Origin of the sequence: Nocardioides sp. NPDC127503 (assembly GCF_040302165.1) — a bacterium.
In the GTDB taxonomy this organism is placed as follows: domain Bacteria; phylum Actinomycetota; class Actinomycetes; order Propionibacteriales; family Nocardioidaceae; genus Nocardioides.
The window spans coordinates 185,520-210,503 of record NZ_JBEORH010000001.1; the positions used below are offsets into that span (position 1 = coordinate 185,520).

Annotated in this window: 25 protein-coding genes; 21 read left to right on the forward strand and 4 right to left on the reverse strand. The window is 69.9% G+C overall.

The annotated features are described in order from the left end of the window. Positions 1-16 precede the first annotated feature (16 nt). From ABTW65_RS00905 to ABTW65_RS00915, 3 genes are read left to right on the forward strand one after another with little or no spacing between them, the layout of a single operon-like run. Entirely contained in the window at positions 17-559 is a 543-nt protein-coding gene (locus tag ABTW65_RS00905; protein WP_350657891.1) for a DUF1269 domain-containing protein, read from the forward strand. Between the two features lie 59 nt (positions 560-618). Beyond that, positions 619-1,047, forward strand: a complete 429-nt coding sequence (locus tag ABTW65_RS00910; RefSeq protein WP_350657892.1) for a DUF7144 family membrane protein — start codon at positions 619-621, stop codon at positions 1,045-1,047. Position 1,048: 1 nt separating this feature from the next. Continuing rightward, the gene (locus ABTW65_RS00915) at positions 1,049-1,705 is read left to right on the forward strand and encodes an HdeD family acid-resistance protein (RefSeq protein ID WP_350657893.1); all 657 of its coding nucleotides are present in this window, start codon (positions 1,049-1,051) and stop codon (positions 1,703-1,705) included. A gap of 70 nt (positions 1,706-1,775) precedes the next feature. Here the strand turns inward: ABTW65_RS00915 and ABTW65_RS00920 are convergent, their stop codons facing one another. The 4 genes from ABTW65_RS00920 to ABTW65_RS00935 all read right to left on the reverse strand — a co-directional run bounded on the left by ABTW65_RS00920 (position 1,776) and on the right by ABTW65_RS00935 (position 8,555). Next, the gene (locus tag ABTW65_RS00920; RefSeq protein WP_350657894.1) at positions 1,776-4,307 is read right to left on the reverse strand and encodes a LuxR C-terminal-related transcriptional regulator; all 2,532 of its coding nucleotides are present in this window, start codon (positions 4,305-4,307) and stop codon (positions 1,776-1,778) included. Positions 4,308-4,641: 334 nt separating this feature from the next. Beyond that, positions 4,642-5,283, reverse strand: a complete 642-nt coding sequence (locus ABTW65_RS00925) for a hypothetical protein (RefSeq protein ID WP_350657895.1) — start codon at positions 5,281-5,283, stop codon at positions 4,642-4,644. 61 nt (positions 5,284-5,344) lie between these two features. Then, on the reverse strand, positions 5,345-6,679 hold the full coding sequence (locus tag ABTW65_RS00930; RefSeq protein WP_350657896.1) for a DUF1254 domain-containing protein: 1,335 nt from the start codon (positions 6,677-6,679) through the stop codon (positions 5,345-5,347). A 103-nt stretch (positions 6,680-6,782) separates the two neighbouring features. Then, on the reverse strand, positions 6,783-8,555 hold the full coding sequence (locus ABTW65_RS00935; protein ID WP_350657897.1) for a SulP family inorganic anion transporter: 1,773 nt from the start codon (positions 8,553-8,555) through the stop codon (positions 6,783-6,785). A gap of 138 nt (positions 8,556-8,693) precedes the next feature. Between ABTW65_RS00935 and ABTW65_RS00940 the strand changes: the two genes are divergently transcribed. The 18 genes from ABTW65_RS00940 (at position 8,694) to ABTW65_RS01025 (ending at position 24,983) form a co-directional block, all read left to right on the forward strand. Next, complete coding sequence (locus ABTW65_RS00940) at positions 8,694-9,518, forward strand: amidohydrolase family protein (RefSeq protein ID WP_350657898.1); 825 nt, start codon at positions 8,694-8,696, stop codon at positions 9,516-9,518. Between the two features lie 88 nt (positions 9,519-9,606). Then, positions 9,607-10,143 (forward strand): MSMEG_0572/Sll0783 family nitrogen starvation response protein, encoded by a 537-nt coding sequence (locus tag ABTW65_RS00945; RefSeq protein WP_350657899.1) that lies wholly within the window; start codon positions 9,607-9,609, stop codon positions 10,141-10,143. A 10-nt stretch (positions 10,144-10,153) separates the two neighbouring features. Then, positions 10,154-11,233 carry an MSMEG_0568 family radical SAM protein gene (locus ABTW65_RS00950; protein WP_350657900.1) on the forward strand — a complete coding sequence of 360 codons (1,080 nt, stop codon included), beginning with the start codon at positions 10,154-10,156 and terminating at the stop codon, positions 11,231-11,233. After that, positions 11,230-12,642, forward strand: coding sequence for an MSMEG_0567/sll0787 family protein (locus tag ABTW65_RS00955; RefSeq protein WP_350657901.1), 1,413 nt, complete (start codon positions 11,230-11,232; stop codon positions 12,640-12,642). The genes ABTW65_RS00950 and ABTW65_RS00955 overlap by 4 nt, the downstream gene beginning before the upstream one ends. Further along, on the forward strand, positions 12,639-13,556 hold the full coding sequence (locus tag ABTW65_RS00960) for a carbon-nitrogen hydrolase family protein (RefSeq protein WP_350657902.1): 918 nt from the start codon (positions 12,639-12,641) through the stop codon (positions 13,554-13,556). Before ABTW65_RS00955 ends, ABTW65_RS00960 begins: the two co-directional genes overlap by 4 nt. After that, positions 13,549-13,866, forward strand: coding sequence for an MSMEG_0570 family nitrogen starvation response protein (locus ABTW65_RS00965; protein WP_350657903.1), 318 nt, complete (start codon positions 13,549-13,551; stop codon positions 13,864-13,866). Before ABTW65_RS00960 ends, ABTW65_RS00965 begins: the two co-directional genes overlap by 8 nt. After that, complete coding sequence (locus tag ABTW65_RS00970) at positions 13,863-15,182, forward strand: MSMEG_0569 family flavin-dependent oxidoreductase (protein WP_350657904.1); 1,320 nt, start codon at positions 13,863-13,865, stop codon at positions 15,180-15,182. Before ABTW65_RS00965 ends, ABTW65_RS00970 begins: the two co-directional genes overlap by 4 nt. Before the next feature lie 42 nt (positions 15,183-15,224). Beyond that, complete coding sequence (locus tag ABTW65_RS00975; RefSeq protein WP_350657905.1) at positions 15,225-16,079, forward strand: carbon-nitrogen hydrolase family protein; 855 nt, start codon at positions 15,225-15,227, stop codon at positions 16,077-16,079. Then, positions 16,076-17,167 carry an MSMEG_0565 family glycosyltransferase gene (locus tag ABTW65_RS00980; RefSeq protein ID WP_350657906.1) on the forward strand — a complete coding sequence of 364 codons (1,092 nt, stop codon included), beginning with the start codon at positions 16,076-16,078 and terminating at the stop codon, positions 17,165-17,167. The genes ABTW65_RS00975 and ABTW65_RS00980 overlap by 4 nt, the downstream gene beginning before the upstream one ends. A gap of 132 nt (positions 17,168-17,299) precedes the next feature. Continuing rightward, positions 17,300-17,677, forward strand: coding sequence for an SHOCT domain-containing protein (locus tag ABTW65_RS00985; protein WP_350657907.1), 378 nt, complete (start codon positions 17,300-17,302; stop codon positions 17,675-17,677). 49 nt (positions 17,678-17,726) lie between these two features. Continuing rightward, a complete protein-coding gene (locus ABTW65_RS00990; protein WP_350657908.1) occupies positions 17,727-18,362 on the forward strand; it encodes a GAP family protein in 636 nt (211 codons plus the stop codon). Positions 18,363-18,433: 71 nt separating this feature from the next. Next, the gene (locus tag ABTW65_RS00995; protein ID WP_350657909.1) at positions 18,434-19,204 is read left to right on the forward strand and encodes a CYTH domain-containing protein; all 771 of its coding nucleotides are present in this window, start codon (positions 18,434-18,436) and stop codon (positions 19,202-19,204) included. A gap of 109 nt (positions 19,205-19,313) precedes the next feature. Next, positions 19,314-19,586: a DUF8691 family protein gene (locus ABTW65_RS01000; RefSeq protein ID WP_350657910.1), complete on the forward strand. Its 273-nt coding sequence runs from the start codon at positions 19,314-19,316 to the stop codon at positions 19,584-19,586. After that, entirely contained in the window at positions 19,583-19,807 is a 225-nt protein-coding gene (locus ABTW65_RS01005) for a hypothetical protein (RefSeq protein WP_350657911.1), read from the forward strand. Before ABTW65_RS01000 ends, ABTW65_RS01005 begins: the two co-directional genes overlap by 4 nt. Then, positions 19,804-20,334 carry a hypothetical protein gene (locus ABTW65_RS01010; protein ID WP_350657913.1) on the forward strand — a complete coding sequence of 177 codons (531 nt, stop codon included), beginning with the start codon at positions 19,804-19,806 and terminating at the stop codon, positions 20,332-20,334. Before ABTW65_RS01005 ends, ABTW65_RS01010 begins: the two co-directional genes overlap by 4 nt. A gap of 223 nt (positions 20,335-20,557) precedes the next feature. Beyond that, positions 20,558-23,107, forward strand: a complete 2,550-nt coding sequence (locus tag ABTW65_RS01015; RefSeq protein ID WP_350657914.1) for a winged helix-turn-helix domain-containing protein — start codon at positions 20,558-20,560, stop codon at positions 23,105-23,107. Positions 23,108-23,260: 153 nt separating this feature from the next. Further along, positions 23,261-23,809: a hypothetical protein gene (locus ABTW65_RS01020; protein ID WP_350657915.1), complete on the forward strand. Its 549-nt coding sequence runs from the start codon at positions 23,261-23,263 to the stop codon at positions 23,807-23,809. A gap of 25 nt (positions 23,810-23,834) precedes the next feature. After that, on the forward strand, positions 23,835-24,983 hold the full coding sequence (locus ABTW65_RS01025; protein ID WP_350657916.1) for a DUF4331 family protein: 1,149 nt from the start codon (positions 23,835-23,837) through the stop codon (positions 24,981-24,983). The last annotated feature ends 1 nt before the right edge of the window (position 24,984 follow it).

The following is a 24,984-nucleotide window of genomic DNA, read 5'->3' on the forward strand; positions in this document are numbered from 1 at the left end:
AGGAGCGGGGGAGGACATGACGACCGGAACTCTGACCGTGTGGAAGTTCGACACTCCTGACGGCGCCGAGGAGACCATGCACGCGCTGGAGGAGTTTGCCCGCGAGGGCCTCATCGACCTCCACGACGCCGCGGCGCTCTCCTGGCCGTCGAGCACCACGAAGCTGACGAGCGAGCTGCACCCAGCCGCGGACGGGGACGAGGGAGAGCTGGGCGAGTCCTTCTGGGGGCTCCTGCTCGGCTACATCTTCTTCGTGCCGCTGCTCGGCGCGGCCCTGGGCACCGCCACCGGGCTGTCCTCAGGAGCACTGAGCGGCGTCGGGATCGACGACGGCTTCATCAACAGGGTCCGTGACCGCGTCACCCCGGGGACCTCGGCACTGTTCGTGCTGACCACGGACAGTGTCGTCGACGCGGTCCTGGACGCGCTCGGAGGGCGCCTGCCCTCCGACCCGATCTTCACCGACCTGACCGATGGCCAGGAAGCAGCGCTGCGCGACGTCTTCGGTGCCGGAGGATCGCCCGTTGCGGGTGAGCCTGCCGGCGCTGAAGCGGCCTAACTTCTCGTCCACTGAAGCGGTCGACGAGAAACCGCTACGACCACAGGGAGTACCCCATCATGAGCACCACCACACCACGAGGCGGAGGCTACGACACTCCGGTCAAGACCGCCTTCGCCTTCTCCGGCGCGATCTTCGCAGGCACCATCCTCACGACAGTAGGCATCTTCCAGATCCTCTCCGGCATCGCTGCCTTGTTCGAGGACACGGTCTACGTCAAGGGCGTCGACTACGTCTACAAGTTCGATCTCACCGCCTGGGGCTGGATCCACATCGTCCTCGGGGCGATCGCGATAGCCGTCGGCATCGGCTTGCTCCTCGGACAGACCTGGGCACGCATCTCCGGCATCGCGATCGCGGTCATCGGCTCGGTCTCCGCGTTCGCGTTCATGCCCTACTACCCGTGGTGGGCGCTCGCGATGCTGGCGCTCTACATCTTCGTCATCTGGTCGCTCGCACAGCTGATGTCGAGCCGTGCCGAGCTCTGACATGGCTAGCTCCGACATCCCCAGCTCCGACCACCCGAGCCCCGTACGGGGCTCGGGTGCCGAGCCGGATCCGGGCGCGGCCGCGCCGGCTCCGGAGCGTCGCGTGGGCTCCGGGTCCGTGTTCGAGGGGCTCGGGGACTATTGGGGCCTGGTCCTGGCGTACGGGCTGGTCACCACGGTGCTCGGCGTCATCCTGGCGGTCTGGCCGAAGCAGACGCTCGTCGTTCTCGCGGTGATCGTGGCGATCCAGATCATCGTGTCGGGAGTGTTCCGCCTCATCGCCGCCATAGCCGGCCGCTCGATGGACGGCGGCCTGCGAGCGGTCGTCGGCTTCTCGGGTGCGCTGGCGATCATCGTCGGCCTGCTGTTCCTGCGTGACCCGGTGCAGACGCTGCTCATCGTCACCCTCCTGCTCGGAGCCTGGTGGGTCATCGGAGGCATCGTCGACATCATCGGCGCCGTCCTCCGGCCGGACCCGGGCCGCCGGATGTGGGACATCTCCGCCGGGGCCATCACGGTCCTCGCCGGTGCTGTGCTCCTCATCAACCCGGAGCTGTCCCTGGGTGCGCTCCTGGTGGTCTCCTGCGTCTGGCTGATCGCCGTCGGCCTCATCGCCATCGTGATGGCCTTCCGCCTCCGCGCCGAGGCCAACAGCTGAGGCTCCGGGATACGAGGATCCGACGGCCCGGCCGAGAGCGAGCACGATCGCCTCGGCCGGGCCGCCGGGTTCAGATGAGGTTCAGGCTCCGCGCCACCGCCAGCGCCTGACTGCGGCGTGAGGCGCCGAGCTTGGCGTACAGACTGCTGACGTGGGTCTTCACCGTGTTCTCGGAGACGAAGAGCGCGGCGCTGATGTCGGCGTACGTCGATCCACGGGCGAGCTCACGAAGGACGTCGCGCTCCCGGGCGCTCAGGCCGGGGAGCGGCCCGGCCGACTCGTCGACCGTCTCGGTCGGCCGAGGCGTGCCCTGGTCGAAGTACGTCGTCAGGCTCGGCATGTCCGCGATGCCGGACGAGATCCGGCCGACCCAGCGCTGCGGCCGCAGCGCGGGGAACCGGCCCAGCATGGTCTGGACGGGCGTCCCCTGTCGTGTCCAGCCGAGGAACGGGATCGCGTTCTGGCGTACCTCCGTCTCGATGGCGACCTGCTGGAGATGCTCGGCGGCCGCATCCGTGTCGCCCAGCTCGTGAAGCAGCTCAGCGCGGCCGACGAGCGCGATCCCTCGGGTCATCGGCTGGGACCAGGTCGTCTCCTGGGCGGCGGTGTCGAAGTGGTCCGCGGCGAGTCGCCGGTTTCCGTCGAGGTCGGCGCGCAGCGCCTTGACCAGCGCGGCCTCGCCGTTCATCCCGCGCTCGGTGAGCTCGGCCTCCACGGACTTCAGCGAACGACGGTCGGTGGCCAGCGCGGCCAGCTCGGCGCGGTTGAGCAGAAGCGCGACCTGCAGGTGGTCCGGCAGCCGGAAGGCCCCGGGCAGGTCCAACGGCTCGCCGAGGATCTGGCGGGCGCGTACGACCGAGTGGTCGGACAGGGTGATGTGTGCCTCCCGGATCCTCATCCAGAACCGGGTGCACAGGTCCGCGGGATGGAGCGTTGCGTCCGGGATGGGCGCCAGCTCGAGCCAGGGGAGCTGTGCGGTGCGCGCCAGGGCTGCGGCCAGCGCCGTCCGGGTGCGGGTGAAGTCGCTGCGAGGGCTCTGCTGCCGACCTTGGCCGGCCCGCTCGAGCAGAGTGGCGGCCTCATCCGCGATCTCTCCGCAGGCCGCCTCGCGACCGAGCATGTACTCGGTCATCGCCAGATGGCTGGAGGCATCGGCCCCGACCGCCGGCATGTCCCAGGTGCGGGCCAGCCCGATGGCCGAGGTGAGGCTCTGCTCCGCCTCCAGCAGCTGACCGAGCCAGCTCTGGGTGATGCCGAGCTCGGTGAGCAGCTGCGGCAGGATGTCCGCCTCGCCGCCGGTGCCGTGCCTGCCCCGGACCACCTCGGCCGCCCGGTCCGCCGCCGGGCGGAGGGGCTCGAGGCCGAGTCGGGCCCGCATCAGACCGATGCAGGCGAGCTCCTCCTCCGACATCGCCGCCGACTCCGCCAGGCACCGGTCGAGCCAGTGCTCGGCCTCGGGTACGTCGCCGTCGAGCCAGGCCTCGATCGCGAGGGCCAGCCACGCTCTCGGGGTGGTTTCGACGTGCTCGGCGAGGTTGCGTGCAAAGGTGCTGAGGCGGTCGCCGTTGCCCCGCATCACGGCCCGGATGCCGTCGTCGGCGAGCACGACCGCCATCTCCTCATGGGCCCCGACGGCCTCGAGCCGCCGCAGCGCGCCTCGCGCCTCGCCACGCGTCCGGTCGATCCGGACGGCACGCACCACAGTCGATCGTGCCCGGGCGATGTCGACCCCGCCGGCGACCAGCCGGCGGCGTACGACCTCCGCGAGCAGCGGATGGATCCGGTAGGCCTCCTCGCCCCCGGCGTCGGGGACGAGCGGGACCGCGCGCGTCACCAGCAGCCCGGTGCTCTCCAGATCGGCCAGCGTCTCTCCGGCGCTCGGGTCCTGAGAGAGATGGGCGGCGGTCCTGGCGGTCACCACGGTCTCGGCGGACGTGCACAGCAGCAGGTGTCTTGCGCGTGCGGACAGCGACGCGAACACCTCGCTGGCCACCCGGTCACCGAGGCCGACGGTTCCGTCCTCGAAAGCGGCCTCGCCCGCCCTGCCTGGCGGGCTTGCGTGGACCGACCGGGCTGCGAGAACGACCGCGGCACACCAGCCGCGGGCCTGCTGGACGATGGCGTCGATGACGGGCCTGGAGTGGGTGCGGGCGTGCTCGACGATGAGCGCCTCGGCCTCGGCGTCGGTCAGCTGCAGCACGTTGCCTCGTACGACCGAGAAGTTGCCCAGAAGCTCCGGCACGAGCCTGGTGAAGGGCAGGTCCCACCGGCTGATCATCACCAGCCGCATCGAGTCGGGATCGTCGTTGAGCCTCTCGTTGAGCATCCGGTGTGTGGCGGCGCGCAGCAGGTGTGCGTCGTCGATGACGATGCGCGGGGGAGTGCCCCCTGCTGCCTCGTCGAGCATGTCGGAGAGCTGGTCGGGGGTCATCGACTCGTCGGCGTCCACCCAGCGCTGTGCGCGTGGGGGTTCGTCACCGGTCTGCTGTCGAAGCCATCCGGCGACCCCCAGGGTCTTGCCGGCACCGGCGGGCGCGATCAGCAGCGTGATCGCGGCATCGGCAGAGCGGTCGAGGTCTGCCCACAAGGAGCGGCGCGGCACGTAGACCCTCGGGAGGCGAGGCCATGGGGCGCTGGCGGGGTCGTCACCTGCCCTCGATGTGGGTACCACCACCGGCGCCTCGCGGCGCGGCATCGGTGCGGGTCCTTCTGTCGTCGAGTCTGTAGCGGGCGCTGACCTGCTGCGCTGCACAACCCCTCCCCTCAGTCAGAGCTCAGATGCCACGCCGGCGTCGTGCGCTCGTGCTGGGGGGAGTGTGCTGATGAGCGGCACCGCGCCGTCGGTGAGCCAGGCATGATTGTCCGGACTTCCCGCGATGCTTCTCAAAGTAAATGGCGAAAGATTGAGAAGGATCACCTATTTCAGGTGACCCGGCTCAGATCATCTTCGGGAACGTCATCAGCACGACCGCCAGGAGCACGAAGCCGACGCCGCCGATGCAGAGCAGTGCCCACTGAGCGCTGCGGCGGCGCATCCGCTCGGAGAGGGCCGCGAAGAAGAGCACGGAGGCGAAGCCGATGGTCAGCACCGTGTAGTTGTCGCCGCGCTGGTTGTTGCGAAGCGCCTGGCGGAACTTGCGGTCGGCAGTTGCGTCCGCGGCTCTCGCGTCCACGGACTCGGGGATGACGTACTCCTCCATGTCGAACGGCGTGGCCGGAGCGTCGGGATCCTTCAACGGCCGGGTGTCGAGCCATGCCGGGAAGACGGTCGCCAGCGGCTCCGGGAACCGCGCCTGGAGGAACTCGGTGAGCTCGGTGTCGCCGCTCTGATAGGCCTGGAGCCACTGCGTGAACAGGGAGACCTGGACCGACAGCTTCCGGTTGGCCGTGGACTCCAGCCGGGCGGCCTCGATCCGGTTCGTGGACGCCTGCGAGAACGAGATCGACATGGCGCCGCTCCACTTGCTGGCCTGGAAGCCGGTCCAGGCGGTCAGGATCGCCGTCACCGACAGCAGCAGGATCGCGATCAGCTCGCGCCAGTCCGTACGCGAGTGCTGAGGGGCCTCCGAGGTCGTCACGATCCCAGCGTGCGTGCCCCGGGAGGTGTCGGTGATCGCCGGAAAGGGGTGAACCAGCGGGTCAGGTCCGGTGGATGGCGGGGAACTCGTAGCTCTGGTCGAGGACAGCGGCGTCGGGTTCATACATGCGCATGACCGGACGGAAGTCGCCGGCCGGGCTGGGGAGCCAGTTGGCGGCTTCCTTCTCCCCGGGAGGGCGCTCATGGCTGATGGTGATGGTCAGGGCCCCGTCGTCGTCGAGGACGAGGCCGGGCGTGCGGTCGCCGATCGAGAACCTTTGAATCGGGTTCTCGACAAGGTAGAAGTCCGGAACGGAGTACATCGTGAGCGACCAGAAGGCGTGTACCGGTGGGGTCGGGTGCAGGCGCAGGGTGTAGGTGCGGTCGCCGTTGAGCTGCTCGCCGCGGTCGTCGACATAGGTCATGATGTAGGCCGCCTCGTACGCGTGGTTGCCCCACAAGCCGCCGATCGCCGCGGCGGCTCGCTCGATGATCCGCAGCTTCGGGTCGGCTATCTTGAACCGGTCATCATCGAGCGCCCCGACCTCGAAGAAGTCCAGGTTGTAGTCGAACGCGTGGAAGGTCAGCTTCCAGCCGTTCACCTCCGGGCTATGGCCCGAGACCAACGCCTGGTGCAGGGCCGCCTTGGCCTCTTCGAGGCCCGCCGCGAGGTCCGCTCGCGCCTCCATCGACAGGTTCGGGTACGGCGATGGGCCCTCCTGAGCCGTGCCGAGCGGGGCGAGGCTCTCCTGCAGCGGCAGGTCCCGGGCGGCAGGCGGGAACTGCTGCGACCAGACGCGCAGCTTCTCCAGGAACATCAGCTCGTCCGGCGCCGCGGGGTCGGGCGTTTCGAGACCGACCGCCTTCGCGTCCGGGTCGACCGGGGTGAGGGTGGTCGCGTCCTGCAGGGCGTGCACGGCCGGGATGTCCTCGTCGCCGGCGACTGACCAGCGCCCCACGATCGAGGCGACCGTGGTCGGGAACCGGATGAGTGTGTGCCCGTCGGGACGATCTCCCTCCCAGCCGGGCGGCACCAGGAGGAAGTCGCCCTCGCCGGTGCCGGTGGCGCGGTGCCCGACGTAGGCGAAGTTGTTGGTCCACGCGTCGACGAACTGCAGCACGTAATAGCGACCCTCTGCGTCTGGCACGTGCAACGCCAACGGGCCGACGCTCAGGTCGAGCTGCGCCATCGAGTAGATCGTGTCGTTGTTGATCGTGACGAACGTGTCCTCCGGCCCAGCCAGCTTGCGGGCGTGGCTGAAGGTGTTGAACGGTGCCGCCGGATTCGCCCCCACCCCGTCGGTGACATAGCGCGTCACCTGGTCCAGGTTGAACACCAGGGGAAAGCCGTACAGGTAGGCCTGGGTGACCTTCGCAGGCTCGGTGGTGGACTCCATGATGTGTGCCCCTCTCAGGATCTGGCGCGTGCTGTCAGCCTCCGCAAGCCTGGTGATCTCGGCCTCGCCTGGTTCAGGTGAGCCCGACGCCGGTCCCCAGCCTCTAGAGGGCCATCTGGTCAGGGGGTAGGTCGCCCCGGTGCGGGTCGCGATAGCCGCCCGCGGCGGTTGGTCGCGCATGGCCTGTGGGCTCGTCGTCGTCCTGCTCGACCCACGCGACGGAGTCCTCGTACGCCTCCCGGGTGGCCTCCCAGATCACGGCGGTGCCCTGGTAGACGGAGCCTTCCGGACCGAGCGTGCCGTCGGTCTGGAGCTGGCGCACCAGCCGCTCGTTGTCGGTGACGATCACCAGCCTGCTGCCGAGGTCGGCGAGCCCGGCGGCGTACGTCCCCAGCACCTCGAGCAGCGTGGCGCCGGCATCGTCCGCGCCACGCAGCCGCAGGATCACCACAGACCTGCGTGAGGCCGGCGTCAGGTCCGGCATCTGCGAGCGCAGCGCGGTGGCGGTGGCGAAGAAGATCGGCCCGTACGGCTGGAGGACCACGACCTCGCGTTCGCCGAGGCTCCCCGGCGGGTTGGTCTCGATGACCCGCTGGTCCGCGCCCATCACGAGCCGGCGCGTCACCAGCCGCGAAGACTGGCCGATCACGAAGAGCAGTACCGATAGCCCGACACCGACCAGCACCGCGTACTGCAACGGCATCAGCAAGGTGAGCACCAGGGTCGTCAGCATCACCGTCAGCGGCACCGGCCCGGTCCTGGCGACCGCGATCAGCTTGGCCGGTTTGACCGTGCTGACGCCGACCACGATCAGCAGTCCGGCGAGGGCCGGCATGGCGACGTGCTCGACGACGCCGGCGAAGAGGACGATGACGGCGGCCATGACGGCGGCCGCGACCAGGAGCGAGAACCGGTTCCGGGCGCCTGCGTTGACGACCAGCGAGGTGGCCGACATCGACCCGCCCACGGGTACGCCGCGGAAGAGGCCGGAGGCGATGTTGCCCGCTCCCTGGCCGATGAAGTCGCGCGAGGGACTGGTGGTGCCGTCCGGGTTCGGGAAGCCCGCCGAGACCCCGGCGCCCTGAACCAGACCGACGAACGCGAGCGCGGCGGCGGGGAGGAGGAGGTCGATCGTGGCCGACAGGTCGGGGAACACCGGGAGCGGCAACGAGCCGGGTACCTCGGCGACGTCGGCGACCAGTGCCACGGTGTCGCTGCCCAGCGCGTTGAGCGCGGCAGCCAGCCCGGAGCCCACGGCGACGGCCACCACCAGTCCGGTGGCGCCCAGGCGGGTGCGCTGCAGGACGAGGATACCGGCGACTGTGGTCAGGCCGACCACCAGCGACGCGAGGTCGACACCGGGAAGGTGCAGGAGCAGGTCCAGCGCCGCGGTGACGCGGTTGCTTCCCTGGGAGTCGTAGCCAGTGAAGTTGTCGAGCTGTCCGAGCACGATGCTGATCCCGACCGCGGAGATGAACCCGGTCATCACCGACTTGGACACGAACCGCAGCAGCCTGCCCAGGCGGAGCGCGCCGGCGACGATCATGACCACGCCGGTGAGGATCGACAGGGTCGCGAGCGCTCGCACCGGGTCGTCGTACGCATCGAGGTCGACGTCGGCGACGATGATCGCCATCGCCCCGGTGCCCTGGATCGCCATCGCGGCGGTCCCGGTGAACAGTGCCCCGCCGGCGAGCCCGAACAGGTAGCCGTAGAGCCCGGCGACCGGGTTCACCCCGGCGAGGAGGCCGCTGGCGAGCCCGTCCGGGACGGACTCGATGCCGAGTACGGCGCCGGCAGCCGCATCGCGTCGGACCGTACTCCGATCGAAGAGATGGCGAGGCAGAGTGATGCGCTCGCGCAGCCAGGTCAGCACCGCACCATCGCAGCGCCGCTGGCGTGGGGCCGCCTCACCTGACTCGGGTGAGGCGGTTACCTCGAACTTACGAACCGAAACGGGTTCCGTATTCCAGGCGTAACCAGTCCGAAACGGCTGGGCCGAAGGCTTGATGCCATGACCAAGCCCCTCCGCGACGCCCACCGCCACATCGGCCGGCTGCCGGCGTACCCGTTCTACGGAGGCCCGGCGATCACCGCCGACGTCACCGCACGCGGCACGGTGAAGGAGCTGGTCGCCGACCTCGACGCCGATCGGATCGAGCGGGCGCTGGTGCTGCCGAACTACGGCGTGCCCGACCCGGACGCCGCCTTCGCCCTCAACTCGCTGGCGATCGAGGCCGCCCAGAGCGACGACCGGATCCGGTGCGGCCTGTGGGTCTCGCCCAAGGCGGCCGACTCGGCCCGCAACGACGCGGCCCTCGCCCTCGCCGGCGAAGAGGGCGTGGCCGCCCTCAAGACGAGCTTCCTCCTCGGCGGCCATCCCACCGACCCCGAGTGCCTCGAGCAGCTCGACAAGGTCTTCGCCGCCGCCCGTGAGCACGACCTGACCGTGCACGTGCACACCTCGCCCGGCGCGGCCTCCGACGTCGACCAGATCGGCACGCTCGTGGAGCGCTACGCCCGGGACGTACGTCTCCATCTCGTGCACCTCGGCGGCGGGATGAGCGGCCACATGAAGCTCATCGGCGGCCGGCTCTTCGACTGGATCGAGGCCGGGATGCAGGTCTACACCGACACCAGCTGGGCGATCGGCTTCGCGCCGGCCTGGCTGGTCCAGGAGATCGAGCGCCGCGGCGTCGGGCACGACCGCATCCTCTTCGCCACCGACGCGCCTTGGGGCGACTTCGCCGGCGAGCACGCCCGGCTGGCTGCCGCGGCCGGTGACGGCGAGCTGGCCGACGCCTTCTTCCACCACAACTTCTCAGCCCTCTACGGCTGAGACCGGCAGCTCGACTGCCGCCGCTCGTCAAGGACGACGAGTCCGCTCCCACCCTGCATCGCCCATCCGACCTCTTTTGGAGACCCCAGTGACCACTGACACCGCTGACATCGACGCCCAGATCGCCGAGAACATGGCCAAGTCGCTCGGCGAGATCCCGCACCCCTCGCAGCAGCCGGGCACCAACATCTACGGCTCGACGAAGATCTTCCCCGACTACCAGGCCGAGGACGGCGAGACGTACTTCACCCTCGTCCACGGCATCCCGCACGAGTCCTCCGTCAGCTTCGTCGCCGTCCTGCAGGCGACCCGGGCGCTGCGCAAGGGCTTCGAATCCGCCGTCTACTTCTACGGTCCCGGGACGCTGGCGTGCATGGCCTCGCGGGGCTTCCCGACGATGGGCGACGCCGCGTTCCCGGGGGAGACCAACGTCAACGGCGCGATCGAGACGTTCATCAAGGAGGGCGGCACCGTCTTCTGCTGCCGCTTCGGGATGGCGCTGCACGGCCTGCGCGAGGAGGACCTGATCGAAGGCGTCGTGCCCTCGCACCCGCTCGACGTCCAGGACGCGCTGATCCACTACGCCCGCAAGGGCGCCATCATCAACTCGACCTACAACCTCTGAGGGCTCGGCCATGACCTCGCCGATCTCGTCCAGCACCCGCGTCGACGTCGCCATCCAGGGGATCCGCCTGCTCGACGCGCCCGTCGCCCGCCGCTCGGGCGCGGGGCCGAGCGACGACGGGCACGTCCTCCTGGACGGGGTCGGCGCGGCCATCCCGCTCAACCCCCGCAGCCCCTATTCCGTACGCGGCGGCAAGCTGCTCCTCGATGGCGCCGACACCGGTCTCGGGGTCGAGGCCGTCGCCCGGCCTCGCTTCTACGACCTGGAGACCGCAGACGGCGTCGGATACGACAAGATCGCCCGCCTGCACTCGGCCAACGTGCTCGCCACCACCGTCGTGCAGACCTGTGCGCGCTACGCGGTGGAGGAGCGCTGCCGGTTCTGCGCGATCGAGGAGTCGCTGCGCCAGGGCTCCACGATCGCGGTCAAGCAGCCCGCCCAGCTCGCCGAGGTCGCCAAGGCGGCGTTCGAGCTCGACGGGGTCACCCAGATGGTGATGACCACCGGCACCTCCCGGGGCCGCGACCGCGGGGCGACCCATCTGGCGCGCTGCGTACGCGCGGTGCGCGAGGCGGTGCCCGACCTCCCCATCCAGGTGCAGTGCGAGCCACCTGGCGACCTCGCCTCGATCCAGGAGCTGTACGACGCCGGTGCCCGCTCGATCGGGATCCACGTCGAGTCCCTCGACGAGTCGGCGCGGCTTCGCTGGATGCCGGGCAAGGGATCGGTGCCCATGAGTGAATACAGGGCAGCCTGGGCCGAGGCGGTCCGGGTCTTCGGCTGGAACCAGGTCTCGACCTACCTCCTGGTCGGTCTCGGCGAGGATCCCGACGAGCTGGTCGCCGGCTGCGAGGAGCTCATCGCCATGGGCGTCTATCCCTTCGTCGTGCCCTACCGTCCGCTGGCGGGCACCCTCGCCAAGGACGTCGACGGCATCGACGCGCCGCCGCACGCCGACGTCTACCGGGTCACGTCCCGGGTCGCCGCGCTGCTGCGCCGGGCCGGCATGGCCGGTGCGGACCAGGCTGCCGGCTGCGCGTCGTGCGGTGCCTGCTCCGCGCTCGGTGCCTGTGGTGAGGAGTCGGCATGACCGAGCTCCTCGACGACGTCATCCTCGCTGGTGCCGTACGCCGCTCCCCGAGCCTCGAGGGCTACACCGTGGCCCGGGCCGAGACCGCGGCCGACCTGGAGGCGTACCTCCGGCTGCGCCGAGAGGTCTTCGTGACCGAGCAGGGCCTCTTCCCGGGCTCCGACCTCGACGACGTCGACGACGACCCCCGCCGGATCGTCCTGCTCGCCCGCTCGGACGACCGCGAGCTCCTGGGCGGCGTACGCCTTCATCCGGCGCAGCCGGATGCTCGCGACGTGGGCTGGTGGCGGGGGAGCCGGCTGGCGGTCAAGCAGGACGCACGCCAGCTTCTCGGTGTCGGTGCGGCGCTGGTCCGGGCGGCCTGCGCCTCGGCCGAGCAGGCCGGTGCGCTCCGCTTCGACGCCACCGTCCAGTCGCGGAACGAAGCGCTGTTCCGCAGGCTCGGCTGGATCCCGCGCGAGCGGATCCACCTCCATGACATGACCCATGTCGTGATGGAGTGGCCGGTCCGGCGCATCCGGCAGCTGTCCGAGGCCACCAAGTCGCCACTGGGCGATCTGGTCGGTGCCCTGGTGGGGCAGTCGACCCCGGGATTCCGGGGCGACGACGGGGCCCCGGTCCCGGGCACCGACCTGGTCGCGGCCTGCGACGCGATCCTTCCCTCGATGGTCGAGCGCGACCCCGAGTGGGCCGGGTGGTGCGCGGTCCTCGTCAACGTCAATGACCTCTCCGCGATGGGCGCGGAGCCTGTCGGGCTGCTCGACGCCATCGGCGCTCGCGACGCCTCCTTCGCCCGCCGGATCGTGCGCGGCCTGGCCGAGGCCGCGCAGGCGTGGGGCGTACCCGTCCTCGGTGGGCACACCCAGCTCGGCGTCCCGGCCGCGCTCTCGGTGACCGCTCTGGGGCGCACCGAGCGGCCGGTCCCGGGCGGCGGGGGAGCACCCGGCCACCTCCTTCGGCTGAGCGCGGACCTGGGCGGAGGATGGCGGCCCGGCTACCGCGGCCGCCAATGGGACTCGTCCTCGCACCGCACCTCCGCGGAGCTGCGGGCACTGTCCGGAGTCGTGCCCTCGCTGGCGCCGACGGCGGCCAAGGACGTCAGCATGGCCGGAGTGGTCGGCACCGCGGGGATGCTGGCTGAGGCGAGCGGCTGCCGGGCGATCATCGATGTCGGCGCCGTCCCCACTCCGCCCGCCGCCTCGACCGCGGACTGGCTCACCTGCTTCCCGGGCTTCGCGATGCTCACCGCGGAGACGCCCGGCCGCACCGAACCCGAGCTGCCCGGCTTCCTCTCCTCAGCCGTCTGCGGCGAGCTCGTCCCCGGCACGGGCGTCGGCCTGCGCTGGCCGGACGGCACCGTCACCGACGCCATCGACCACACCGTCACCGGACTAGGACCCGCTTCATGACCACCAAGCCCAACACCCAGCGCGGCACCGCCGTGGCCGCCGTCTGCGCCGGCTTCGGCCGCGACGTGGACCAGAACCTCGCCCAGATCGGCGGCCTCATCGAGGACGCCCGCCGGGCCGGCGTCGGCCTGCTCGCTCTCCCCGAGGCTTGTCTCGGCGGCTACCTCTCCGTGCTCGGCGCCGGTCGCGACGGCAGCCACGACGAGACGCCGGAGGACCTCCCGCCGGTGATGGACATCGACGGCCCAGAGCTCCGGCGGGTCGCCGAGCTGGCGGGAGACATGACCGTGGTCGTCGGGTTGTGCGAGTCCGATGGCACGGACCGCTACAACACCGCTGCCGTCGTCACCGGCGACGGCGTGCTCGGCGCCCACCGCAAGGTGCACCAGCCGCTCGGCGAGAACCTCTACTACGCGGCCGGGGACGGGTTCGGCTGCGTGGACACGCCAGCCGGCCGGATCGGCACCTTGATCTGCTACGACAAGGCGTTCCCCGAGGGAGCGCGGGCGCTGGCCGTCGACGGCGCCGAGATCATCGCCTGCATCTCCGCCTGGCCGGCCTCCCGCACCGCCACCAGCGCCTCGATCGAGGACGACCGGTGGACGAAGCGGTTCAACCTCTTCGACGCCGCCCGGGCTCTCGAGAACCAGGTGGTCTGGCTGGCCTCCAACCAGCACGGGACCTTCGGCAAGCTCCGCTTCGTCGCCAACGCGAAGGTGGTCGGCCCGGGAGGCGACATCCTGGCGACCACCGGCGTCGACGCCGGCATGGCCGTGGCCGAGCTCGACGTACCCAGCGCTCTGACGACGGCGCGGCGGGCGATGTTCCACCTCCGTGACCGCCGGCCCGAGGCGTACCCGTCCACGCTGGCGACCGCCGAGCCGCTCTCCCAGGTGGGTGATGGTCATGCCTGAGATGACCTTCACCGTGCGCTGGCCGGATGGCAGGGTCGAGGACTGCTACTCACCCTCGCTGGTGGTGCACGACCATCTGGTGACCGGCCGGACGTACGCCGTCGAGGACTTCCTCGACCGCAGCCTCACCGCCCTGGCCACCGCCTCCGAGCGGGTGCGGGTGAAGTTCGGCTTCGCCTGCACCAGCGCGATGGCGACCTCCGACCAGCTGCGGGCCTCGGCCGCGACGTACGCATCCGACCAGCGCGTCACCGTCCTCGCCATGCACCCGCCCCTTCCGCTCACCCCGAACCCGCAGGAGACCCGATGACCACCCACCGCGCCACCGTCGCGATCGTCGGCGGCGGGCAGGCCGGCCTGGCCGCGAGCTGGTTCCTCGTCCGTGACGGGGTCGACCACGTCGTCCTCGAGGCGGGCACGGCCGGCCACGAGTGGGCCGACACCCGCTGGGACAACTTCACCCTCGTGACGCCCAACTGGCACTGCCGTCTGCCCGGCTACGAGTACGCCGGGCCCGACCCGGATGGCTTCATGACCCGCGACGAGGTGGTGGCGTGGCTCGCCGGGTATGCGCCGACCTTCGGCCCACCGCTGCGCGAGCACACCCGGGTGACCTCGCTGACCCAGCGCGCCGGAAGCGGGTTCCTGGTCGAGGCCGAGGGTCCCGAGGGCGCCGAGGCCTGGGAGGTCGAGCACGTCGTGGTCGCCACCGGCGGCTACCACGTACCGGTGATCCCGGCCTGGGCGCCCGCGCTCGACCCCGCCATCGACCAGCTGCACTCGGCCGACTACAAGAGCGCCTCGGGGCTTCGCCCGGGCGGCGTGCTGGTGGTCGGCTCGGGCCAGTCCGGGGCGCAGATCGCCGAGGACCTGCACCTGGAGGGACGTCAGGTGCATCTCGCGATCGGCGATGCGCCCCGGGTCGCCCGGTTCCACCGCGGCCGCGACTGCATGACCTGGCTGGCCGAGATGGGGCTCTACGACACCCCGGTCACCGGCTATCCGGGCGGCTTGGCCGCACGGGAGAAGACCAACCACTACGTCACCGGCCGCGACGGCGGACGCGACATCGACCTGCGCCAGTTCGCGGCCGAGGGCATGCGGCTCTACGGCCGGCTCGCCTCCGGGGCCGGCACCGATCTCGTGCTCGAGCCGACGTTGCGGGATGCGCTCGGCTCCGCCGACGACGTCTACCGCTCGATCTGCCGCGACATCGACGCGCACATCGCCTCTCGTGGCCTGGACGTCCCACCCGCGGAGCCCTATCGCCCGGTCTGGGAGCCGGAGTCGGATCCCACCTCCCTCGACCTCGCCGCGGCGGGGATCTCGACGGTGATCTGGGGGATCGGCTACCGGCCCGACTACCGCTGGGTCCGGGTCGGTGTCTTCGACGGCACGGGACGACCGACCCACACCCGTGGCGTGACCGCGGTCCCCGGGCTCTCCTTCCTCGGCCTGCCGTGGCTGCACACCTGGGGCTCGGGGCGCTACCTCGGCATCGCCGCCGACGCGGAGCACATCACCGGCACCATCACCGGCAACAGCCGCCGAACCATCGAGCCGGCCGCCGACCTGGCCAGGCGCCGCTCACCCGGCCCGCTGGACACCTCGGCTGCGGTCGCCTGAGGCACCGCCCACCCAGGATCGAGGACGGATAGGTTGAGGAGCATGTCGAAGGTACGCATCGGGGCGGTCGCGGCCCACTTCGGACGCGATCTGCCGCGCGCGGTCGCCAAGCTCGAGGGGATCGTCGAGGACGCCCGGCGCAACGACGTACGCCTCCTGGTGCTGCCCGACGCGACTCTCGGTGGCTACCTCTCCGACCTGCGTCATCCGGACCCGCACGCGTTGCCGCCGGCGCTGGCCGAGGACTCCTTCGAGATCGGCCGGATGATCGCGATGGCCGGCGAGATGGTGGTCTGCGTCGGCTACGCCGAGGAGGTCGTCGTCGACGGTCAGGCGCGGCTCTACAACTCCGCCGTCTGTCTCAGCGGTGACGGCGTGCTCGGGCGGCACCGCAAGGTGCACCAGCCCGCCGGCGAGTCGCTGGTCTACGCGGCAGGGGAGGGGTTCGCGGCGTTCGACACCCCGGTCGGGCGGCTCGGGATGCTCATCGACTACGACAAGACGTTCCCGGAGGCGGCTCGCACCCTCGCCCTGGACGGCGCCTCGGTGATCGCCTGTCTCTCGGCCTGGCCGGCCTCGGTCACCGACCGCGCCTCGCGGCTCCCGCAGGACCGTCAGTCGCGGCTCTTCGACCTCTACGACCAGGCCCGGGCCGCCGAGAACCAGGTCGTCTGGGTCTCCTCCAACCAGACCGGGGTCATGGGCGGGCTGCGGTTCCTGGGACAGGCCAAGGTGGTCGGGCCCGGTGGCGAGATCCTGGCCCGGACGACCTCCAAGGGCGGCCTCGCCGTCGCCGAGATCGACGTCGAGGCGGAGATCGCCCGGTCCCGGCGGGTCCTCCATCACCTCAAGGAACTGACCCCGACGGCGTACACGTTCCCGGGGAGCTCGCGATGAGGATCGCGCTGCTGACGTACTCCACCCGGCCGCGCGGCGGGGTCGTGCACACGCTGGCGCTGGCCGAGGCGCTGGCGGCGCTCGGCGAGGACGTCCACGTCTGGACCCTCGGCCGGCACGGCGACACGGCGTTCTTCCGGCCGGTCGACCCCGCCGTCACGGTCCACGCGGTGCCGTTCGAGGCCAGCGACGAGGAGTCGGTGGGGGAGCGGATCGTACGTTCCATCGGCGTGCTCCGAGCCGCATTCGCGCAGCAGCGCGACCGTTACGACATCGTGCACGCGCAGGACTGCATCAGCGCCAACGCCGCCCTGCCCTGCATCCGCACCATCCACCACCTCGACCACTTCACCACCCCGCAGCTCGCCGCCTGCCACGAGAAGGCCGTCGTCGATCCGTACGCCCGCATCTGCGTCTCGCAGTCGGTGGCCGACGAGGTCGCGGCCGGATGGGGGTTCACGCCCACGGTCATCCCCAACGGCGTCGACGCAGCCCGGTTCGCGGCCGGAGCCGCCGACGCTGCCGGGCGCGGGGTCTGGCGGGAGCGGCTCGGCCGCTACGTGCTCGCCCTCGGTGGGATCGAGCCGCGCAAGGGCTCGCTCGACCTGCTCGAGGCGTACGCCGCACTACGTGCCTCCGACTCCAGCCACTCCGACCTGACGCTGGTCTTCGGCGGCGGCGAGACCCTCTTCGACTACCGCGACTACCGGGCCGCGTTCGACGCCCGGGCACGCGAGCTGGACGTACCCGTCGTCATCACCGGAGTGCTCGAGGAGAACGAGCTCCCAGCCCTGGTCGCCGAGGCCGGCGCCCTCGCGATGGTGTCGACCAAGGAAGGGTTCGGGCTCGCGGCCCTGGAGGCGCTGGCTGCCGGCGTACCCGTCGTCGCCCGCGACCTGCCCGTGCTCCGCGAGGTCTTCGCCGAGACCGTCGCCTACGCCACGGCGCCGGCAGATATCTCCATCGCGCTGGGCAAGGTCCTGGACACTCCGCCTGATCCGGCCGCGGGGCGCGACCTCGCGGCCCGGTACACCTGGGCACGCGCCGCCCGCGCCCACCAGGCCTTCTACGGACGCGTCCGCGGCTGAGCGGAGCGGCTATCACCCGTTGCGGGTGAAGGTGATTGCTGCTGGAGCGCCGACCATGGGGCCATGCTGCTGAGCTGACCTCGGGTGCCGGCCAGCGTCTCTGCCTCATCCCGAATGACAGGAGAACTTCTCATGAGTTTCTGGGACATCATCTGGTTCATCATCGTGTCCTTCGCCTTCGTGGCGTACCTGATGGTCCTGTTCAACATCGTCACCGACCTCTTCCGGGACAAATCGGTCTCCGGGGGTATGAAGGCCGTCTGGATGCTCGGCCTCATCTTCTTGCCGTTCCTCATCGCCGTGATCTACCTGATCGTCCGGGGCAAGGGGATGGCGGAGCGCCAGAACGAGGTCGTCCAGAACGTCCGGGCGGCTCAGGACGACTACATCCGCTCGGTTGCCGGCTCATCTCCCGCCGAGGAGATCGCCAAGGCCCAGCAGTTGCTCGATGCCGGGACGATCACCCAGGCCGAGTTCGCCGCACTCAAGGCGAAGGCCGTGACTCCCTGACCGGAGCCGCGGTCCTTAAGGCACCATTACCGCGTTCCGAGGGATCCGGATGGACAACCTGTTGAAGGTCCTGCCGCTGGCGGTCGTGATGATCGCCGGTCCGCAGATCATCACGGCCATCATGCTCGCGACGAGCGAGAAGGCGCTACGGAACTCCTACGCCTACGTCGCGGGCGCGATGGTGGCGTCCACCGCCGCGACGGCCGTGTTCTACTACGCGGCGCGTGCGTTGGGTCTCGAGGGATCCGACGGAGATTCAGGCTCAGCCGTGGTCGACTGGCTCCTCGTGATCGTGCTGCTGGTAGCGGCGGTGCGGGTGTTTCTCAAGCGGCACGACACCGAGCCTCCGAAGTACATGCGGAAGCTGCAGACGGCGACGCCCAGCGCCGCGTTCCGGATCGGCCTCCTCCTGTTCCTGATCATGCCGACCAATCTGCTCGTCACCTTCACTGTGGGCACATTCCTGGCCTCCCAGGGGGAGCCGCTGTGGCGGTCGATCGGCTTCTTGCTCGTCACCGGGCTGCTGATCAGCTCACCTCTCCTGGTGCTCCTGCTGATGGGCAGGCGAGCCGACACTGTTCTGCCGGCCCTCCGGAACTGGATGAACGCAAACGCCTGGGTGGTCAGCGAGATCGTTCTCGCACTGTTCCTGGTGCTGCAGATCCAGTCGATCATGAGCGCTTGACCCAGTGCGGCACCTGGTCGTCCGCTCCGGGTGATGCCCAGGCCACCTCAAAAGTGAAAGCGTGATCGACCATGTCCACCAGCACCCAGCCACCGGGAATGCTCTCCGCCGAACAGCTCGGTGAGCTGCTCGAGCTGACCAAGCAGGCCGACAGCGTCGAGCTGAAGATGACCGTGCCGAACGCCGAACGACCGCTGGCCGTGGCTGCCCTCGGGCTGGATCCGCTGGAGGCTCAGGTCCGGCAGGTGGTCTTCTTCGACACCGCTGACCTGGCGCTCAATCAACGTGGTGTCGTCGTCCGCGCCCGTCGGATCCAGGGACGGAACGACGACTCCGTCGTGAAGGTGCGCCCCGTGAACCCAGCCGAGATCTCCACGGCGCGCAAGTCCAAGAACCTGACCGTAGAGGTCGATGCGATGCCAGGAGGCTTCGTCTGCTCGGCCTCGATGAAGGCGACCCTCGGCCGGAGCGACGTCAAGGAGGTCGCCGCGGGCACGCGCGCGATCCACAAGCTGTACACCAAGGAGCAGCAGAGCTTCTTCCGGGCCAACGCCGCCTCGGACCTCGAGCTCGATGACCTGGTGCACCTTGGCCCGATCACCGTCCTGAAGCAGAAGGTGAGGCCACAGGAGTACGCCGGCCGACTGGTCGCCGAGCTGTGGTTCTACCCGGACGGCTCGCGAATCCTCGAGCTCTCCTCCAGGTGCGCACCCTTGAACGCCTTCCAGGTCGCCGCGGAGCTCAAGGCGTTCCTGGTCCAGCGCGGACTGGAGATCTCGGGCGACCAGCAGACCAAGACCACGACAGCGCTCGAGTACTTCGTACGCGAGCTGACCGCGTAGCCGAACCGGCGACCCGTTGCGGTCCTCATCCACCCGGGACGACGCCCCGTCACTGCTTTCGCACCAGGCTTGCGTCATCTGTCGCAGCGCGGGAAGTCGAGTTGAGATCATGGATCAGAACCCGCGGGAACCGGGAGCCGCCGATACCCAGGCCTTCGAGGTACGGGTCGCCGGACTGGTCCCGCAGCAGGTCCTGCTGCAGCTCGCCGACGTCGAGACCTCGTCGCGCGAGATGAGAACCGTGTTGATCTGCCGGTGTCGGGACCAGGCCGAGCTCCACGGGTTACTCGCGAGACTTCGGACCTTCGGCCTCGATGTCGTGGAGGTCCGACGACTCATCGCCGGGATCGCGGACGAGGAGCCGACCGGGGATGGCCCATGAGTGCGGCTGGGTCCGACGCAGAGGTCGTGTTCGAGCTGACCGTCGAAGGCGAGCTGGGTCCGGTGCTCCGTCGTGCGTTGCGAGCGCGCGCCGTCGAGCGGCAGCCCTGCACCATCTTCCGAGCCACTGCCGAGGCAGGCTCCGGTGTGGCCGAGCTCGTACGCATCCTGGATGCGGAGGGGCTGACCGTCGAGAGCATTCGTGTGGCAGACCTCCGATGAACGGTGAGGAGACGGGCCGCGAGTTCAGCGAGCCGCGAAGGAGACACGATCTGCGCTTCGGTCGCGGTCCTCGAGCGGTCGCCGGTGCCGTCTACGGCATCGTCTCGGTGATCGCCGTCATCGCCGGAGCCTCACACTTCGACGACTCGGCCGGCCGAGTCCTCGCCTTCGCCGTGGTCTCCAGCGCCGTGATCTGGACGGTGCACGTCTACGCGTCGATGCTGGCCGACTCGGGCCCTGAGGTCATGCCGTGGCGCAGCGTCCTCATCGCGGGCGTGCGTCACGAGATCGGAATCGTGGAGGGTGTGCTCGTCCCGTTGCTCATCCTGCTCCTCGGCGCAGTCGGCTGGATCGACGACGAACGTGCCATCAGCTGGTCCATGTGGTCCGGCGTCGTGCTCCTGGTTCTCATCCCGCTGTTCTGGCTTCGGCGGACGGGCCGCTCCTGGGTTCGGTCCTTGGCTGGGGCCGGGGCGTGCGGGTTGCTCGGTCTGGGCCTGACCTGGATGAAAGTCCTGCTGCACTGACCCACGTGCGCTGACGCATACGGGCTATGTACGGCATCTGGACGTCGTACTAACGTAAAGAGCTCCTCGGGACTGACGTTCCCCCTGTTCAATCCGTTGGGCGCCTGTGCGCACTGGTCGATCTAGGAGGCACGTCGACGCAATGGGTCCTCACCCCGGCGATGGCTGGTTCGGCATCCCGACGGTTCCCTCGGCGTACCTTCGGCGCCCCCGCCTCTTACAGATGCTCGACCGCAGCGACGCCTGCCCGTTCGTGCTGGTCAGCGCGCCGGCCGGGACCGGGAAGACGGCCCTGGTGGCGGACTGGGTCGCCGCAGGCGGGGAGCAGGACCGCACAGCGTGGATCACCTTCGAGGGGACCGACGTCGCGTTCTGGCCTGGTCTCTTCGAGTGCCTCGAAAGCCTGGGCGTAGCGGTTCCACCCGATACGGTCCCCGGGGACGAGGGCCCGCTCGACCGCCAGGTTCGCCGGACGGTGGCAGAGGCGGTCGGCAACCACCCGGCACGGCTGACGGTCGTGGTGGACGGATACGAGCTGCTCTCTGCCGATGTGGCGGAAGATCTGGACTTCCTGTTGCGACACAGCGGCGACCGCCTCCGGCTGGTGATGGCGACGCGAGCCGATCCGGTGCTTCCGCTGTACCGGTACCGGCTCGATGACATGGTCGTCGAGGTACGGATGTCGGATCTGGCCTTCACCGACGAGGAAGCCGGCGAGCTGATCCTGCGGGCCGGAGTGAAGCTGACGCAGTGTTCCGTGGGGGCGCTCAACGCCCGGACGAAGGGCTGGGCGGCCGGGCTGCGGTTCGGCGCACAGCTGCTGCGGCTGCGGCAGGATCCGGATGACGCCGTCGCGGAGATCGTCGGCGACACCGGGAACATTGCGGAGTACCTCGTGGGCGAGGTGCTGGCCGCCCAGAGTCCGGACGTACGGGCTCTGCTCCTGGCAACGAGCGTTCCGGACACCATCCAGCCGGGACTGGCCGAGGCGCTCGCCGGTCCCACGGCCGAACGTACGCTGACCTTCCTGACTCGGGACAACGTGTTCATCGAGCCCGTGCCCGGCCGTACCGGGTGCTATCGCTACCACCCGCTCTTCCGAGATCTCCTCCGCGCCGTGCTCGCCTATGAGGCGCCTGATGAGATGAGGCGACTGCAGCGAACGGCGGCCGAGTGGTACGCCCACGACGGTCAGGTCACTGAATCTGTCGGTCACTTCGTCGCGATCGAGGCCTGGGAAGAGGCGGCCGCAGAGGTGGTCGACGACCTGGCAGTCGGCCAGCTGTTGCTCGATGACAGCACGAGCGCATTGACCCGGTCCTTGCGGTCGATCCCGTCTGAGCTGGAGGACCCCGCATCCACCGTCGTGAGAGCGACGCTCGCGTTGGGGGCCGGTGACACCACCGGCTTCACCAACGAGCTGGCTCAGGTAAGGATTGGGTCGGGCGAGCGTTCAGGTTCTCATCTCTGGGCCACGAACGTCTCGGTCCGGGTGCTGGAAGCCGTCGGCGCACAGGCGTCGCAGGACCCGAGCGAGGCGATGTCGCTCGCCACGGCGGCCGAAGAGGCATTGGACGCGCCAGACCGCGGGCCGAAGGGCAGCTCCCGCCCCGAGCTGATCGCACTCGTCATTCTCAGCAAGGGCATCGCGGCCCTGCGGCAGGGAAGGCTGGCTGCGGCTGACGCGATGTTCAAGTCTGGCGTCGCAGCGGCCGCGGCCGCCGGATCCGAGGCCGTGCTGGTGGAGTGCCTGGGTTATCAGGCCCTCATCGCCTGCCACCGAGGCAAGCTCTCCAGGGCTTCCAAGCTCGGGGCTCGAGCGATCGATGCTGCGGAGCGCATCGGCGTCACCGCGGACCGATCGGCCGCCGCGCGGGTAGCCCTGGGCTGGGTGGAGATGGAGAGGTACGACCTGCGCCTGGCTGCCGATCACGTCCAGTCCGTCGAGCGACTGGACCTGCCGCTGCGGGATCCAGTTCCACCTGCCTTCCTGGCCATGGTCAGGGCGCGCCTCCAGATGGCGCACGGTGACCGGCTGGGTGCACTCAACGGGCTCGAGCAGGCGGCTGCCGGGATCATGGACGAGCATGGCTGGCTGGGTCGGCAGCTACGCATCGAGCTCGCCCACGTCCGAGTCGCCGCCGGTGAGCCGGTGCCGGTGGCTCAGGTCGAGGGCCTCGGCGACGAGCCCGAGGCGGCCCTCGTGGTCGGGCTCGCTCAGCTGCAGCTGGGTGATCCGAACGCTGCCGCGATGTCCACGGTGCTGTCGAAGCGGGCTGCCGTGCCGATCCAGGTCTCCGGCTGGCTGGTCGAGTGCGCGCGTCGTCTCCACGACGGACCATCGGTTCGGGCACGCGCGGCGCTCGAGCGGGCCCTCACGCTGGCCTCGCAGGAACGAGTGCGACGCCCGTTCCACGAGGCCCCCTCAATGGTGCGGCAGCTGCTCATGCGGGATCAGCAGCTGAGCGCCGAGCACCAATGGCTCTTCGAGATCTCGATGGGGCCGTCACGGAGGTTGTCCGTCCAGAAGCCTGCGCTGGCTGCCGTCGCAGCGAGTCCATCGGAGCTCGTTGTCGAAGAGCTCACGGAGAAGGAGCAGGAGGTCCTGGGTCACCTGGCGGACCTCCTCACCACCGAGGAGATCGCAAGCGTCATGTACATCTCCGTCAACACGATCCGCACCCACGTACGCAACATCCTTCGGAAGCTGGGCGTCACGCGCCGCAACGATGCGGTCAGGCGGGCGCGCGAGCTGCGGCTCCTGTCGCAGTGAGCGGCCGGGCGTCGAGCCGCGCTGGTTCATCCGCAGGGGGTGAAGTCATCGGGGCGGGTGTGGTCCTACGGTCACAGGGCTGGAGTCCTTCCAGCTGGATACCTGGGTCGTCCGGTGTGCCGTGGGCGAGTCAGGGGAACCCGGAGATACGCCGTGACCACATCGGATGTCAGCGCCCCGAAGCCAGGGCTGAGCGTTGGACCGACGAGCGAGTTCAGCCTGTTCTTCCAGATCAAACCCGGTGAGGCGCCGTCCCTGCGCAAAGCGCTGTCGGCGCTCCAGGACACGCCCGGCTACCGGCCGGGTGACTACGGGATGGCGATCCAGACCATCCACGAGGCGCGGTTCGTGCTGTTCGACGACGACACCCGGCTGGCGTTCATCACCAGCTTCGACGGTCCGTGGGACGCCTACATGGAGGACTTCTTCACCTCGGGTCCGACGCTGGCCCTCTTCGACGTGATCTTCAGACACGTCGAGGGGTACGACGGGCTGCCGGACGTCGGAGCTGTGCGCTCGTTCGTCCTGGGAGCTGAGCAGAGTGCCGCGGCGTACGCCCGCAACTACGGTGGCACGGTCAAGGAGATCCGCAAGGCGCAGCGTGTGAACAGCGCCTTCCAGAAGGTCCTCGACCACCCGCAGGCCGGCGAGATCCTCGAGCACCCGGCGATGCAGCCCTTGCTCGACGAGGCAGCCGACTGACGCGCGGACGGGGCGAGGAGCTGCCATGTCTGACCACATCTCAGGGCCGCGCGCCCTGGCCGATCCGATCGCGGACATCACCGACTTCTACGCATTTCCGGGCCCCGGTTCCCCGGGGCGCCTCGTTCTGGTGATGAACACGCTGCCGATGGCCAGACCCACCGAGCTCTTCTCGGCCGGGTTGCTCTACCGCTTCCGGCTGAGGCCGCTGAGTGCGGCCGCCGCCGACTCGACCAGCGGGGTGTTCGTCCCGGGCGAGGAAGAAATGGTCCTCGACTGCGTCTTCGATCCACCCGAGCACGTGACGAACCCGGAGACCGGTCGACCGGACCACGTGCAGCACGGCAGCTGCATGACTCCGAAGGGCGAGGAGGTCACCTTCCGCGTCAACGACGAGTCCGGAGGCACCGGCGGCGGTGTACGAGTCTTCGCCGGGGTGCGGTGGGACCCGTTCATCATGGACGCCCGCGCCGCGCTGGCCACGATCGCGACGCGGAAGCTCGCGTTCACCGAGGACGGGTCGATCTTCCTGGACGGCAAGAACGTGCTGAGCATCGTGGTCGAGATCGACACCGGTCTGCTGCCGGGCAGGATGCTCGTGGGCGCGGTGGCCGAGACCCTGACCCGCGGCGAGTTCAACGTCCGCATCGAACGGGTCGGCCGGCCCGAGGTGAAGAACATGATGCTGGCCCCGAAGGACTTCGACCAGGTCAACCGGGATCTGGAGATCCGCGACCTCTACAACATGGAGGACGCGTTCAACCTCGGCGAGTCGTACTACGGGGCGTTCCGGGCGCGCCTGGACGCCAACCTCGCGTTCTGGGACGGCCTCGACGGCAAGCAGGACTGGCCTCTCGGAGAGGACGGGAGCCACCCGCTCACCGACCTCGTCCTCGCCGACTACCTGGTCGTCGACGCCACCTTGCCGTACGCCGAGCAGGGGTCGTTCCTCGAGATCGAGCTGGCCGCCCGACGTGGCGAGCTGCATCAGACGTGCGGGGGCCGGGCCCTGAACGACGACGTGATGGACGCTCTCTTCACCCAGCTCGTCAACGCAGGCCGGGGCCCCACGATCCGTGACGGCGTCGACGCAGCCAGTCGCCCGGCCACCACCACCTTCCCGTATCTGGCCGCGGCGAACCCGGACCCGCCCGAACCACCGGAGCATCACTGAC

What these genes read in the sequence shown, in the direction of transcription:
- ABTW65_RS00905 (WP_350657891.1), top strand. Translation starts at nt 17, where the DNA reads ATGACGACCGGAACTCTGACCGTGTGGAAGTTCGACACTCCTGACGGC.
- ABTW65_RS00910 (WP_350657892.1), top strand. Translation starts at nt 619, where the DNA reads ATGAGCACCACCACACCACGAGGCGGAGGCTACGACACTCCGGTCAAG.
- ABTW65_RS00915 (WP_350657893.1), top strand. Translation starts at nt 1,049, where the DNA reads ATGGCTAGCTCCGACATCCCCAGCTCCGACCACCCGAGCCCCGTACGG.
- ABTW65_RS00930 (WP_350657896.1), bottom strand. Translation starts at nt 6,679, where the DNA reads ATGGAGTCCACCACCGAGCCTGCGAAGGTCACCCAGGCCTACCTGTAC.
- ABTW65_RS00940 (WP_350657898.1), top strand. Translation starts at nt 8,694, where the DNA reads ATGACCAAGCCCCTCCGCGACGCCCACCGCCACATCGGCCGGCTGCCG.
- ABTW65_RS00950 (WP_350657900.1), top strand. Translation starts at nt 10,154, where the DNA reads ATGACCTCGCCGATCTCGTCCAGCACCCGCGTCGACGTCGCCATCCAG.
- ABTW65_RS00955 (WP_350657901.1), top strand. Translation starts at nt 11,230, where the DNA reads ATGACCGAGCTCCTCGACGACGTCATCCTCGCTGGTGCCGTACGCCGC.
- ABTW65_RS00960 (WP_350657902.1), top strand. Translation starts at nt 12,639, where the DNA reads ATGACCACCAAGCCCAACACCCAGCGCGGCACCGCCGTGGCCGCCGTC.
- ABTW65_RS00965 (WP_350657903.1), top strand. Translation starts at nt 13,549, where the DNA reads ATGCCTGAGATGACCTTCACCGTGCGCTGGCCGGATGGCAGGGTCGAG.
- ABTW65_RS00970 (WP_350657904.1), top strand. Translation starts at nt 13,863, where the DNA reads ATGACCACCCACCGCGCCACCGTCGCGATCGTCGGCGGCGGGCAGGCC.
- ABTW65_RS00975 (WP_350657905.1), top strand. Translation starts at nt 15,225, where the DNA reads ATGTCGAAGGTACGCATCGGGGCGGTCGCGGCCCACTTCGGACGCGAT.
- ABTW65_RS00980 (WP_350657906.1), top strand. Translation starts at nt 16,076, where the DNA reads ATGAGGATCGCGCTGCTGACGTACTCCACCCGGCCGCGCGGCGGGGTC.
- ABTW65_RS00985 (WP_350657907.1), top strand. Translation starts at nt 17,300, where the DNA reads ATGAGTTTCTGGGACATCATCTGGTTCATCATCGTGTCCTTCGCCTTC.
- ABTW65_RS00990 (WP_350657908.1), top strand. Translation starts at nt 17,727, where the DNA reads ATGGACAACCTGTTGAAGGTCCTGCCGCTGGCGGTCGTGATGATCGCC.
- ABTW65_RS00995 (WP_350657909.1), top strand. Translation starts at nt 18,434, where the DNA reads ATGTCCACCAGCACCCAGCCACCGGGAATGCTCTCCGCCGAACAGCTC.
- ABTW65_RS01000 (WP_350657910.1), top strand. Translation starts at nt 19,314, where the DNA reads ATGGATCAGAACCCGCGGGAACCGGGAGCCGCCGATACCCAGGCCTTC.
- ABTW65_RS01005 (WP_350657911.1), top strand. Translation starts at nt 19,583, where the DNA reads ATGAGTGCGGCTGGGTCCGACGCAGAGGTCGTGTTCGAGCTGACCGTC.
- ABTW65_RS01010 (WP_350657913.1), top strand. Translation starts at nt 19,804, where the DNA reads ATGAACGGTGAGGAGACGGGCCGCGAGTTCAGCGAGCCGCGAAGGAGA.
- ABTW65_RS01015 (WP_350657914.1), top strand. Translation starts at nt 20,558, where the DNA reads ATGCTCGACCGCAGCGACGCCTGCCCGTTCGTGCTGGTCAGCGCGCCG.
- ABTW65_RS01025 (WP_350657916.1), top strand. Translation starts at nt 23,835, where the DNA reads ATGTCTGACCACATCTCAGGGCCGCGCGCCCTGGCCGATCCGATCGCG.